Origin of the sequence: Wolbachia endosymbiont of Aedes aegypti (assembly GCF_021496215.1) — a bacterium.
Lineage (GTDB): Bacteria > Pseudomonadota > Alphaproteobacteria > Rickettsiales > Anaplasmataceae > Wolbachia > Wolbachia pipientis.
The window spans coordinates 232,444-245,544 of sequence record NZ_CP090902.1; the positions used below are offsets into that span (position 1 = coordinate 232,444).

Below are 13,101 nucleotides of genomic sequence, written 5' to 3' on the forward strand. Positions count from 1 at the left end.
ATCTTTATTAATTACATAGGATCTTTTAAACGCAATAGATAGACAGTAAAAACAAGTTCTAGTACTATCGCGGATAAAACAAGAACAGCTACACTAATTGTTTGACCATTGTAAATGTAGCTTGTTAAGCCGATAAAAATAGCCATGATAAAAGCTCTAATGAACGAGACTGCAGAAGAAGCTGTGCCTTTAATTTCAGGGAAAACATTTATTGATGCATTAAAAATCACTGGCTGGAAAATTGCACAACCGATAGAAAAAATAATCATAGACAGTGTTACTAAGTAGAAAGAGTGGGGTACAATTATACTGAATATTACAAGCAATAGAGACCCAATAGCACCCACGCTCGTACCAGAAATTACACACTTTATTGCTCCAAGTTTCTGCAAGATTTTGCCAGCAAATAGACTGATGAGTGAGAAGCACCCAACTATTGCACCTTGATGTAGTGCATAAATAGTGCTAGATAAACCAAAAGTCTTCATATACAGAAAAGGTCCACAAGTAATGAATGACATATACGCAGCAGAAAAGAGGCTTGACATCAAAGACAACGTAACAAACCTCGGATTAGATAGTAGTTTTCTGTAATCTTTCATCGTTTTTTTTAAACTGAAAATATCGCGGTTCTTTTTTGTTTCTGGTAACGCTAAAAGCAGCAAAACCCAAGAGATCAAACAAAGTATTGCAACAGTTGCATAATTACCACGCCATCCTACAATTTCATTGATGAAACTGCCTAACACTGGCGCAATTGCCATGACAACTGTAAGAACAGAATTCATGATTCCAATAAATTTCACCGCTTCGTCGCCTTTGTAGCTGTCTGCAACGATTGCAAACACAACTACAGATGTGCTAACACCAATGCCCTGAACAAAGCGAGAGATTAAAAGCCAAAAAATCGACGGTGCAAAAACACAACCAACAGCGCCGATTAATAACAAAGTGTTACCTATGATCATAATTCTCCTTCTGCCATAGCATTCAGACAATGGACCAAAAAACAACCCTCCTATGCAAAAGCCTAGGAAATTATAAGCAATAGTTAATTGAATTATGCCTTCCGGTACGTTAAAATAGTGCACCATATCAGGAAAACTAGGTACGGAAATGTCAATTTCAATGAACTTGGCAATGAGAGACAGGATTAACAGAAATGGTAGTAACATTTGAGATTTTTAATTAATGAATAAAAATATTACATTTAAAGCGTTGAAAGAAAACATTTTTTACTGTTATTAAAATGGTTAGAAACACCTCATGTGAAGGAATGGTGGATAAATTGGACACTAGGGTTAATTAAAGAAAAATATGACAACTATGTTAAAGCTCTTACTCTCTGTCCTAACTTTACTTATTTCCTCTTACTTTTTCAACAGTCCGTCTAAATTACTACAAGCAGTTTAATTTTTAGTAAATATGTCATTATTCAAAAATATGCAAGAAGCTTTACAGAAACTTAACATAATTTTATCATACAAATGTCATTCTTAAGTCCTATGTAAAAACAAATTTTGGCACAAATTTAATTAACTATGAGCTGGATAAATTGAAAAATAAATTTTGTTTACTTTTACAACACCTTAAGATCTAATGTCACTTTATCAATCAAAAATATTACAATAGGCTAGTATGTTCCTTACTCTTTTTCTCAAAATATTACCTATTTATATTACAATATTTATTGGTTACTTAGCAGGAAAATATCTTAAAATTGATAGAAACACTATATCTCAAATACTTTTTTATATAGCTAATCCAATAGTGATTTTATATGGAGTCTCTCATACAGAAGTTAACTTAAAAGTAATTTCTCTGCCGATTTTGATATGGTTTATAGGTAGCACTATGTCCTTATCAGTGTATTATCTTTCTTCTTTTTTATTTAAGGATAACACAAGAAACATATTAGCATTTAGCTCGGGCAGCACAAGTATGGGTTATTTTGGCCTGCCGATTGCCATGGCTTTATTTGATGAAGATTCAGTATCTGTATATGTTGTTTGTTATATAGGAATGGCGCTATTTGAAAACAGCTTAGGATTTTACATAGCTGCAAATGGTATTTATACCGCAAAAGAATGCATATTAAAGTTGTTCAAACTTCCTTCGCTTTATGCGATGGTTCTGGGCTTCTTTTTAAGTATATACGATATACAAATACCTACTTTTTTAACAGATGTTATGATGAATATTAGAAGTACATTTGTCACATTAGGAATGGTGCTACTTGGAGTGAGCATTGCGAATATTGCAAGCTTTAAAATAGATTGGAAGCTTGCTTTGATCACTATTACAGCAAAGTACGTATTCTGGCCACTGTTTGTTTTAGGAATTGTCCTTTTAGACAAGCATGTTATAGGTATATACGATGAGAGCATATATAAAGCACTGATGTTGCTGGCTATTATTCCAGTTTCTGGGTCCAGTATAATACTTGCTAATATTTTGAATTATCAACCAGATAAAGCTACTCTGTTGCTTCTAATCAGTACTGCAGTGGGACTGTTTTATGTTCCACTAATAATATCATTATTTTTTACTAAACTTGTTCCTTTTTGATCAAAAAATTAAGCGCTTGCACAACCATTATTTGGGTAACAACACAAGACATTGATAAAACTTGAATTTATAGCTAAAGCAACTTCTACAATTTGGTAACCCGTCATCCCGCTACTAGTTAGCGCCGCGGCGGTAAATTGACCTTACCCAGAAAAAGTAGAGAGAAAGTTAAGACGTTTTTGGAGTAAAATAAAACGTTTTTTCAAAATATGACAAATAGAAGAGAATATACAGCAGAATTCAAATTAGAAGCTGTTAAGCTGGTTAAAGAAACAGGTCAAGCAAGTACAAAAATAGCAAAAGATCTAGGTATAGATGGTAGTATGTTAAGTAAGAAAATATGATGGAAAAATGTCTGGAGCATACGCATTTCCAGGCAAAGGCTCCTTATGACAAAGAAAGATTTGATCTAAAAAAAGAGCTAATAAGAGAAAGAGACATCTTAAAAAAAGCCCTGGGCAAAGAAAAAGAGTAAAGTATTCTTTTATATAGAAATTGCTATAAAACACAGGAACTATGTAGGGTTTTATACTGGTGGTATGGGTTGCTAAGGAAAAAAGCAGTAAAGAATTAGCAAAAGAAGGGCTTCTAGCAGATATTCAAAAAATACATCAAGCTTCTAAATGCAGATATGGAGCCCCTAAAATTCACGCTGAATTAAAAGCTTTAGGCAAAAATTAAAACAGTACAAAGTGTTATGCAAGAAAATGGCATTAAAGCCAAGTTTAGACGAAGGTTCAAAAATAAAAAACAGCAAATAAGCAACCGAGTTGTGGCTCCGAACACATTGGATCAAAATTTTACTACTGATCAGCCAAATAAAGTTTGGGATTACCTACATAAAAACTAAAGAAGGTTGTTGGCGGCAATAATTGACCTATATTCACGCATGGTGGTTAATGAGTAACATGATAATTAGTTATAGATTCTTTATTGATGGCCGTTGATAAACGCAAACCCGATAAAAATCTGCTGTTACATAGCGATCAAGGGTCACAGTATACCTCTCAAAATTACCAATTTCTATTGAATACAAAAAACATCATTTCCAGCATGAGCCATAAGGGCTGTTGTTACGATAACTCTGTTGCAGAAAAGTTCACTTAAAAGGGAGCTGCTTATTGATACTTCTCGCTCAACAAACCAGAACTGCCATATTTGAATACATAGAAATCTTTTATAACAAATAACGTAGACATTCTACTATTAACTATTGCATTCCTGCACAATTTATTCTCATGATAAAAACGTCTTAACTTTCTCTCTACTTTTTCTGGGTAAGGTCACCTCTTTAGGTGCTCCTTTTTTCTTTCTTATACACACAAAAATCATATAGAATTGTAAATACAGCTTTTTTATTCTGATGCTTTTCAATTCTATAGCTCTGGTTGTCTCTCTATTACTATTTTTCTACATTATCGTAAAAAAACTGAGCGAAAAGAAAGCAAACCTTGAGGGTAATTTATGTAAATTAGAGCAAGAACTTCAAGAAACAAAGCAAACTTTGCTTACGAAGAATGAAGAAATAGTTGATTTAAGGGTCAAAAAAGCAGAACTTGAAGTAACTCTGCAAAAAGAACGTGAGGAAAAGAAAAAGGAAATAGAATTACTAACAAAAGCAGAGGAGAGATTAACAAACACTTTTAAAGCGCTCTCTCTTGATGCTTTGCAGACAAATAACAATAATTTTCTGAACTTAGCAAAGGAAGTAATCGATAGTAAATTAAAAGAAACGGAAAGCGATTTCAAAAAAAGACAAGCAACGATCAACGAAGTTGTAACTCCAATAAAAGAAAAATTAGAAAAATTTGATAATGAAATACGCGAGCTGGAAAAAGAGAGGGTAGGGGCCTATGAAGGTTTAAAGGAGCAAATTGGAGCGCTGATGAACCAAACTTCCAGCCTTGCTAATGCCTTGAGAAAGCCTCACATCAGAGGAAAGTGGGGTGAAATGCAACTCAAAAGGGTGGTAGAAATGGCGGGAATGATTGAATATTGCGATTTTTTTACTCAGCCGTCAGTGATTGATAAAAACGAGGATAATTTATTGCGTCCTGATTTAATAATCAAAATGCCATCTGGAAAGCAAATAATAATAGATGCTAAAGTGCCGCTTGATTCTTACATGGATGCTATATCACAAAATGATTTGCAAATACAAAAGGAGAAATTAAAGAATCATTCCCTGGCAATAAAAAAACACATAAATGATTTGGGTAAAAAAGAGTATTGGAATCAATTTGAAAATACGCCAGAACTTGTGGTGCTTTTCTTAACAGGGGAGGGGGTTTTTAGCGCAGCACTGGAATATGAGCCTGCTTTGATAGAGATTGGAGTGGAAAAAAAAGTGATCATTGCAACACCGATCACTCTAATTGCGTTGCTGAGAGCAATAGCGTATGGATGGAAGCAAGAGATGATAGCTGAAAACGCAAAGAAAATCAGTGAACTAGGTCATATTTTATATGAGCGCATTTGCACAATGGGTGAAAACTTTGATAATTTGCGCAGGAGCTTAAAAAGTGCTGTTGATCATTATAATAAAACTGCTGGCTCTCTTGAAGCAAGGGTGTTTCCTGCTGCTCGAGAATTCAATAAGCTTGGTATACATGCAAAAAATAAAAGTTTAAGTGCTGCAAAGGAATTAGAGTCTTTACCACGCAGTTTACATACTGAGGAGCTGAAAGTAGATTAGGCATCTTAACAGGGAATGTTCAAAGAAGCATACGCGTCAAGTTAAGAGATTGTAAGTAAATTCAGGGAAGTTAAGGTAGATACTCTAGTTTTTCTGTACTTGTCTTTTAATGAAAATCGAGACCAAGTTATGGTAAGCTTTTTAAGAAAAACTTTCAAACTATTAACTTTATTCTTTAGTGCTAAAAATAACTCTATAACCCGCCTTTTTAGCTCAATAAATGCCTTTGTTAAGCTAAGTTCTGTATTCTTTTTCACTTCTGTGCAACCAACTATGCCGTGAAATATAAGAATTGCGCACAATTTAGCATATAGTTCACATAATACTCTGCATGGCTTTCCTTTTAGCTTATCAAGTCTGATATGGCTTTTATACAATTTAAATAATAACTCAATTTGCCACCTTACTCTGTAAATCGTTAATACTTGCTCAGCACTAATTTTATTTTCTGGAACATTAGTTATAAATATTGACCAGTTCAACAATTTTTGATTTCTTTTAGAGGATGTATATCCCTGCGATCTTGCTAATCTATTAGCTTTCCTTCTTCTGGCCATAGACTGTTCTTCAGTTAGTTTCTGACATATAATTCTTACTCTAATTTTTGCTTCTTTTCCTAACAATACCTCGTTTTCTAAAAATAACTTATCCTCTAAACATTCTAATAACTCCATTTTTTGATTTGTTTCTACATCATATATGTTGGTATCGGATTTATAACGACTTATGAAATAAGCTCCTATTTCATTGATTTGTTTAAAAGAACTTGGCACAAAATAACCGAGATCAGATATTAGCAAATCATTGCTTAATATATTACTTAAATGTTTCCTATATCCCTGGTCTGATCTTACTCCCTCCGTTAAATTAAGTTGGTCTATTATCTGATTCATGTAGTCGAAAACTAATTGTAACTTTATTCCAGACTTAGTATTGCTTTCATAGCCACTGTAGCTAGTACCATAACCTTTATACATCTCTTCCATACTGTTAGGTAGAGTAATATAGCTACTGTCCAATAATTTAACACTATTAAATTGCTGTAAGATTTTGCAATCAACTTGCAAGATATTTTTGAAGAGAAGCACAGATTCATTATACATCCTTTTCATAAATTCCACTGCTTCTTCAGTAAATCTAAAATCCAAACCTTGTTTTGTTATATCTATCGAGTCCTCGTTTAGTAATTGACACATTGTTTCTACGCTACAATTATCAACCCCTATATTACCCAAGACCATGGCTTTTACGAACGATGAACCTTTTAGCTTTCTCTTTCTTTTTATAAACCTTGTTGTAATTGAGATTTTGTCTGCTTTTTCATTAAAAAATTCTTTGAGCTTTTTTGATAAGCTAGTTATTTTATTCATTGGTTCTCTCACTAAAAGTATTTCTGGGAGAACTTATACCTTATTATTCTATCTCTTTCATACCTTTATTTCCTTAACTTGACGCGTATGGTTCAAAAAAGTGTGTCAAACGGCATTTTTAATTCAACTCAATTTTTAACCTACCAGGAAAAAAGATATCAAGTTGAGACATAGTTAAAGCCCAATTAGGGAGAGCCATAATCCACTTTTGCTCTACTTTTTTTATAGCACAATATACCTGTTTGTACAAGGCATTTGTGCTGGTAAATGAACCCTTAGTTTTAGTAAATTTCCTGATTTGTCTATGCAACCCTTCAATTGGATTAGTGGTGTAAATCAGCTTCCTAACTGGCCCAGAATACTTAAAATAACTGGATAAGTTTTCCCAATTGTTCTGCCAGGATTTTATAACTAAAGGATACTTTTCTCCCCATTTTTCTTCCAGCTCAAGCAGATAATTCTCAGCAATTTCTTTACTTGAAGCACGATATATTTTTTTCAGATCATTCATGAAAACTTTTACATCTTTACTGGATACATATTTCAGTGAATTCCTTATCTGATGCACTATACATAGCTGCACTTCTGCACTGGGAAATACACTATTTATAGCTGTAGGAAAGCTTTTTAGTCCATCAATGCAGGCAATTAGAATATCTTCTACTCCTCTTTCTTTGAGGTCATTTAGAACTCCCAACCAGAAGGTAGCTCCCTCACTTTCAGCCAAATAAAAACCTAATACTTCTTTTCTGCCATTTTGATTTATACCCAATATATTATACATGCATTTACTTACGCAATGTCCGTCCTCCTTGACCTTAAAAAACATGCCATCCATGAACACTATTGGATACACTGATTGCAGTGGACGGCTGCGCCATTCATTGATTATTGGTAGCAGTTTATCAGTAATACTGGATATCTCTGCTGCTGATATTTTATGGTCATATATTTCCTCAACGTGTGAAGCTATGTCTCTGTATCCCATGCCACTGGCGTATGTACTTAAGACCTTTGCTTCAAGTTCTGGATGTAGGCTTGTTTGCCTTTTTTTGACTATTTGCGGTTCAAAGTTTCCCTCCCTATCTCTTGGTGTTAGCAGCTCAAATGAACCTGCACTCGTGCGTAAAGTTTTTGCATTTCTCCCATTTCTTCGGTTATTTTCTTCACTTTTAGCTGACATGTGGCTTTCTATTTCACCTTCCAGACTTGCCTCTAGCAACCTTTTTATAAACGGTGTTAATGCTCCATCTCTTCCTGTCAATGGTTTTCCTTCTTGTATAGATGACAGGATATTTGTTTCTAATTCTTTATAATCTACCAACCCATTAGTTCTATTTGCTTGACTCATATCAAACCTCCTTTTTTTATATCAATTTATTACTTTTTTTTCGGTTTGACACACTTCTTTGAACGTTCCCTGTATTTCCTTGAGTGTTAAACCAACTTTGTTTGCTAAATCTTCCTGAGTATACCTTTTTATCAATCTCCATTCTCTTATTCTTTGTCCTATTCTGTAATATATAGAATCAGTGCAGATTTCTCTCTCTGTACTATCATACTCGTAAATAGATAAACCCGTTGCTTGGGAAATTATGTCAACTGAAACTCCTTCTTTTACTAGATTTTTTGCTACCTCTAATCTTGCCTCTTCTTGATTAATTTTTTCGCTAATGTGAACAAACCTGACTAATGAAGGTACTATCTTACCTAACTTTTGATTCTCGTATATTTTCGTTAGATAGAGTATTTCTTCGTCTTCATCTTTATACTCTCTTACTGTTATTAGTTTAGGTAATAGATCTACAGCATTAACTGATAATACTCTTGCTATTACATATAGTACTCCAATTGGAATAGGAGTATAACCATTCTCATAGCTGTTCACTTCTTGGTATGTTAAACCTACTTGACCTGCTAATCCTATTTGAGTATGACCTCGCATTAACCTACAATTTTCTATTTTTTGCCCTATTCCATAACTAACATTGCTCGCAGAAACAAACACATATACCTCCATTTAAGAAAAAAACTCTATTACTATAATTTTTCCACAAGCTACCTATCTAAAACTATATCAACAGGTAAACCTACCGCTTGCAAAATAATATCAATAGAAATTCCCCCTTTTACTAGATCCTTTGCAACTTTAATCCTTTCTATCTCTCTCACTTTCTCCTCACAAATACGTATTCCCTCAAACAGAGATTTTATTAGTGCATTACGTAGTTCTTGGCTCTCAATTTCTTTGTATTCTTTAATTAAATTCGGTAGTTCATTTTCCACTCTACTACCTTCATCTTTCTCTATTAGTAGATCTGTAATATTAATCGATAACGCTTCTGCCATTTCATATAATTTATCAAGTGGAACAGCAGTCCTTCCTTGTTCATAGTTGCTTACTTCGTGACGGGTTGTACTCATTTTCTCTCCTAAATCTTTTTGAGTATACTCTCTCACTAGCCTCCATTCTTTTATCTTTTTTCCTATTTTGTAATATATAGAACCAACTTTTTCTTCAATACATTCATCAGCAGAGAGACCAATTGTTTTTGAAACAATATCAACAGAAATTCCTGCTTTAACCAGACCATTTGCAATTTTTATTTTTTCCGATTTTCTACTACTTTTCTCACTAACTTGGACAAATTTGGTTAATAAACAAAACATCCTACGTAACTCATGATCGTTAATCTTTTTATATTCTCTTACTAGATTTAATATTTCTCCTTCCTCATTTTTAAAGCCGATTTTCTCCTTTGATGCAGGAATGAGATTGGTAATACTTACTGACAATGCTTCTGCTATAGCGTACAACCTTTTGATTGAAATTCCACGGTTCCCTTTCTCATATTGCAGTATCACCCAATACTTTACACCAATTTTCTCAGCTAAATCCTTCTGAGTATAACCTCTCTCTAACCTCCAATTTTTTACTTTTTCCCCTACTTTACAGTCTAGACTTTTTTCCACGAAAACAACCATGCGTATAATATTTTCTACTATAGCTCAGATATAACGGTAGAAAAAAACTCTGGAACCTTAAAGTTTGCTGTAGACGCATTAAAGTTCCCTAAAGGTTTCTTTACTACCTCCACATACCCTATTTACCCATGAAGACAATACTTCATCATTGCTAATCTCTTTTATAGCATACTTTTCATTCCATATGCCACATCTAGTGAAATTACCTTTCTCTACTGCTTCTTGAAGTTTCACTCCCCCAAAAAGGCAGTTTTTTCCTATTTCTTCGCCTCTTTTTTGTAACTCAGCCCACATTTCCTTGTTTTCTACTCTGACTTGTACTTGATCATATTTTTTTACATCGTGGTACAATATAATATTTAGCTGACCAATGCTTGTAGGAAATTGTAATATAATAGAGCTTTCATCTGACATATCGATATAGTTTCTTATACCTCCCTTCTCGCTTTTAACCTCAACTGCATCATTACCAATTTTTAAAATATTACTTCCTAACTTTCTGTTTGCTTCCAGTATTTTGGCTACCTCTACCTTGCTATCCCCAGAAAATTCTATATACGATGTTGTATTATCTATTTCAACATCTATTAATTCTCCTTCTTGCACAGCACTTTCGCCAGCTTTCTCTAGTTCTTCTAGTCTCTCATCTATCTGTGGCTGAACTTCTGGTTGTAGCTCATTATAGATTTCACCTATCAATTTATTCTCCAATAAAGTATCATGAAACTCTGCACCGTTTAGCATTAATTTACGTATTAGCTTTTTACGATCAGCCTTATCAAATTTATGAAAATGTGTGCCCAGTATCACATATTCCGCGAGGCTCCACTCTCCATCATTACATGCATTTAGCCTTGCTCCAGCAGCTAGTGCTTCGTCTACAACCTTGTGCAGTTCATTTGGACTTTTTGCTCTTACCACAGCACTCTTAAACCAGCTCAACTTTTCTGCACTTGGCTTTATTTTTTTCAAAGCTGAAGCAAATGGATTTTTATCTTCTTGATCACTTACAGGTTTTGTGCCATAAACATAGTCAAATCCTTTCCCATAGTTGATTTTGTTTTCGCGAACTTCTCTACCAGGGAAAGGTGCTATTTCTTCAGGCTTTTTAGCCTTATTAATTTTGCTTACAAAAGTGGGTTGCTCCTTAGTACGACCAATTCCTACAATAGCATTTAACACCTCACCTTTTGATAATCTATCAAGATCAATGTTTAACTCGTAAGTACCTCCTTCTTGATCATCAAAAGGTACAATTATTTTATTACTCATATTAGCCTCCGCTATTAAATATATTTAACTAAGTCTATAACCGACTTTATTACTTTATTATTAATTCAATATATACTTTCTCATTAATTATAAGCAATAATTAATGCGCTTGCAAATACTTTCTTCATTCAAGTAGTTAAACAACTCATGAAAATCTTCAAATATCTGCTTTATAACAGTCCTTGCTCTTTAAAGCTAAAATACCCAACACTTGTGATGATAATGTGATCCAGCAACCTAATCCCTATAGTCTGACAAGCTTTAGCCAAGTCTTTAGTTACAGCTTCATCCTCATCAGATGGCTTTAACCTTCCTTCTGGGTGGTTATGCGATATTATTATTGACGTCGCTTTTCTTATTAATGCTTTTCTTGTTACTTCTCTTATGTAAAAAGGTACCTTATCCACTGTACCAGTAAACACTTCTTCCCCCTTTAAACGGCACTTTTGATCAAAATATATTATTTTCATCTTTTCCTCCTCTGAATAGTCTGGTAGAGACTCATGACCTTGAAACCAGCGATTTGGTCTCATAACCATAGTCTCCCCAAAAGAACCGTGCTTGCGGATTTCCCGCACACGGCTCCACAATACAGCGTTCACACTAGTGCTCCTGTGTATAAAGAAACATATACCTTTGGTTTTGGTAATGGATTTACTTTTAAATAGTGTATAAATTGTTCCCAATCCATACTTTTCTTTTGACTACGTCGGTTTATCCACTTAAATGCTAACTTTGTTACCGGTCGATAGAATTGAATCAAACACCGATAATTTCCGCTAACTCCGAAGTAGCTATAGTGTCCTGTTAGTTTGGCTTTAAGTTTCTGCCACCAATCTTTGAGACAGATACGACTTCGTACCATCTTCAACCATTCTTTGATTTCTTTAATCTTTCTGGCTAGGCTTATTTTTGAAGTTTTCTGCTTCATCATAAGTTTACCATTACGACTTTTTCCACAATAATGTGTAAATCCTAGAAAGTTGAAGCTAGCCGTCCTACGTTTCTCTCTTTCTGCTTGATACCATTCTTTCTTACCAAACTTTACTATTTTTGTTTTATTTTCAGCTATTTCCAACCCAAATTTACTTAGTCTTTGTTTCAGTAATTCTAGAAATTCTTTTGCGTCTTCTTCCCTCTCGCAGCCAACTACAAAATCGTCGCAAAACCTTATTAGCTGTAAATATCCTCTGGCTTTTGGCTTAAATTTCTTTTCAAACCATAAGTCCAGCACATAGTGTAAGTATATATTAGCTAAGACAGGGCTTACTATACCACCTTGTGGTGTGCCTTGATCGGTTGCTTTATAACATCCAACTTCGACTATTCCTGCCTTTAGAAATCGTTTTATTAACCACAATAAATTTGGGTCAGCTATTCGTTCCCTTAGACAATTCATTAGCCATTTATGTTGAACATTATCAAAGAACTTCTTGATATCCACTTCTACAATATAGTTAATTGGTTTGTGCATAACTGCTTTATCTAGAGCGTTTATCGCCTGATGACAATTTCTTCCTGGTCGAAATCCATACGAGCTGTCCATAAAGTTTGCTTCATAAATATTTTCTAATATCTTCTTTAGCATTACCTGTACCAACTTATCTTCCGTTGATGGTATTCCGAGACCGCGCTTCTCTTTGCTCCCGGCTTTGGGTATGTATACCCTTTTCACTGGTAGCGGTGATATTGTTTTCTCTTCATACTATCCACTAGTGTTTTAAGTTTCTCTTCTAGATTTTCTCCATAAGCTTCCACTGTCACACGATCTATACCACAAGCCTTGTTGCGTTTTAGTTCCTTATAACACTCTGCAAGATTCTCTTCATTAATCAAATGAACTAATGATGTAAATTTTACTCGCTTATCTTGCTTAGCCCTTACTGCTATCTGGTTTAGTTTTCCTTGCATACTCCTCTAATCTCTGTTGTATTGGTATAGCAATCCCTATACCAGTCACTATATTGCTAACCGCTTCCCCTTGTATGTGGCTTTCCCACACTCCGAGTACTATCAGTTAGTCCGACTTCCTTTGCATCTTCCTCCAGTCCTCGCCTTTATTGACTTGTTCCAGAGTACCCTTACAGGAATACAAAGGATCTCCCAAGTTCACGTAAGGTCCATCTCAACATATGACGCGGCCTTCGATCCCGATGAGGTGAGTAATATCTTGCCTTAGCGTTATTACCCATGTTGCCTTCCACCAAATGT

Annotated in this window: 11 protein-coding genes and 3 pseudogenes; 4 read left to right on the forward strand and 10 right to left on the reverse strand. The window is 34.5% G+C overall.

The window, feature by feature from the left end:
• Positions 1 to 11: 11 nt before the first annotated feature.
• Complete coding sequence (locus L0Z58_RS01220) at positions 12 to 1,175, reverse strand: multidrug effflux MFS transporter (protein WP_010962461.1); 1,164 nt, start codon at positions 1,173 to 1,175, stop codon at positions 12 to 14.
• A gap of 16 nt (positions 1,176 to 1,191) precedes the next feature.
• Between L0Z58_RS01220 and L0Z58_RS06985 the strand changes: the two are divergent.
• The 4 genes and pseudogenes from L0Z58_RS06985 to L0Z58_RS01245 form a co-directional block, all read left to right on the forward strand.
• Positions 1,192 to 1,334: pseudogene (locus tag L0Z58_RS06985) on the forward strand (N-acetyltransferase); the annotation flags it as partial.
• Between the two features lie 304 nt (positions 1,335 to 1,638).
• Positions 1,639 to 2,568 (forward strand): AEC family transporter, encoded by a 930-nt coding sequence (locus L0Z58_RS01225; protein ID WP_006279391.1) that lies wholly within the window; start codon positions 1,639 to 1,641, stop codon positions 2,566 to 2,568.
• A 209-nt stretch (positions 2,569 to 2,777) separates the two neighbouring features.
• Positions 2,778 to 3,758 (forward strand): annotated as a pseudogene (locus L0Z58_RS06990) (IS3 family transposase).
• A gap of 173 nt (positions 3,759 to 3,931) precedes the next feature.
• On the forward strand, positions 3,932 to 5,263 hold the full coding sequence (locus L0Z58_RS01245; RefSeq protein WP_010962462.1) for a DNA recombination protein RmuC: 1,332 nt from the start codon (positions 3,932 to 3,934) through the stop codon (positions 5,261 to 5,263).
• Between the two features lie 41 nt (positions 5,264 to 5,304).
• Here L0Z58_RS01245 and L0Z58_RS01250 read toward each other — a convergent pair whose 3' ends face one another.
• The 9 genes and pseudogenes from L0Z58_RS01250 to L0Z58_RS06595 all read right to left on the reverse strand — a co-directional run bounded on the left by L0Z58_RS01250 (position 5,305) and on the right by L0Z58_RS06595 (position 12,892).
• Positions 5,305 to 6,633, reverse strand: coding sequence for an IS4-like element ISWen1 family transposase (locus L0Z58_RS01250; protein WP_010962373.1), 1,329 nt, complete (start codon positions 6,631 to 6,633; stop codon positions 5,305 to 5,307).
• A 118-nt stretch (positions 6,634 to 6,751) separates the two neighbouring features.
• On the reverse strand, positions 6,752 to 7,984 hold the full coding sequence (locus tag L0Z58_RS01255; protein WP_010962463.1) for an IS256 family transposase: 1,233 nt from the start codon (positions 7,982 to 7,984) through the stop codon (positions 6,752 to 6,754).
• A gap of 72 nt (positions 7,985 to 8,056) precedes the next feature.
• Positions 8,057 to 8,653 (reverse strand): annotated as a pseudogene (locus L0Z58_RS01260) (helix-turn-helix domain-containing protein); the annotation flags it as partial.
• Between the two features lie 38 nt (positions 8,654 to 8,691).
• The gene (gene wmk / locus L0Z58_RS01265; protein ID WP_010962465.1) at positions 8,692 to 9,618 is read right to left on the reverse strand and encodes a WO male-killing family protein Wmk; all 927 of its coding nucleotides are present in this window, start codon (positions 9,616 to 9,618) and stop codon (positions 8,692 to 8,694) included.
• Between the two features lie 78 nt (positions 9,619 to 9,696).
• Entirely contained in the window at positions 9,697 to 10,890 is a 1,194-nt protein-coding gene (locus L0Z58_RS01270; RefSeq protein ID WP_010962466.1) for a hypothetical protein, read from the reverse strand.
• A 170-nt stretch (positions 10,891 to 11,060) separates the two neighbouring features.
• Positions 11,061 to 11,429, reverse strand: coding sequence for a JAB domain-containing protein (locus L0Z58_RS01275; protein WP_227738619.1), 369 nt, complete (start codon positions 11,427 to 11,429; stop codon positions 11,061 to 11,063).
• Between the two features lie 59 nt (positions 11,430 to 11,488).
• The gene (gene ltrA, locus L0Z58_RS01280) at positions 11,489 to 12,565 is read right to left on the reverse strand and encodes a group II intron reverse transcriptase/maturase (RefSeq protein ID WP_233700146.1); all 1,077 of its coding nucleotides are present in this window, start codon (positions 12,563 to 12,565) and stop codon (positions 11,489 to 11,491) included.
• Positions 12,562 to 12,801 carry a hypothetical protein gene (locus tag L0Z58_RS01285; protein ID WP_227738621.1) on the reverse strand — a complete coding sequence of 80 codons (240 nt, stop codon included), beginning with the start codon at positions 12,799 to 12,801 and terminating at the stop codon, positions 12,562 to 12,564. The genes ltrA and L0Z58_RS01285 overlap by 4 nt, the downstream gene beginning before the upstream one ends.
• The gene (locus L0Z58_RS06595) at positions 12,764 to 12,892 is read right to left on the reverse strand and encodes a hypothetical protein (protein WP_255324786.1); all 129 of its coding nucleotides are present in this window, start codon (positions 12,890 to 12,892) and stop codon (positions 12,764 to 12,766) included. Before L0Z58_RS06595 ends, L0Z58_RS01285 begins: the two co-directional genes overlap by 38 nt.
• Positions 12,893 to 13,101 lie beyond the last annotated feature (209 nt).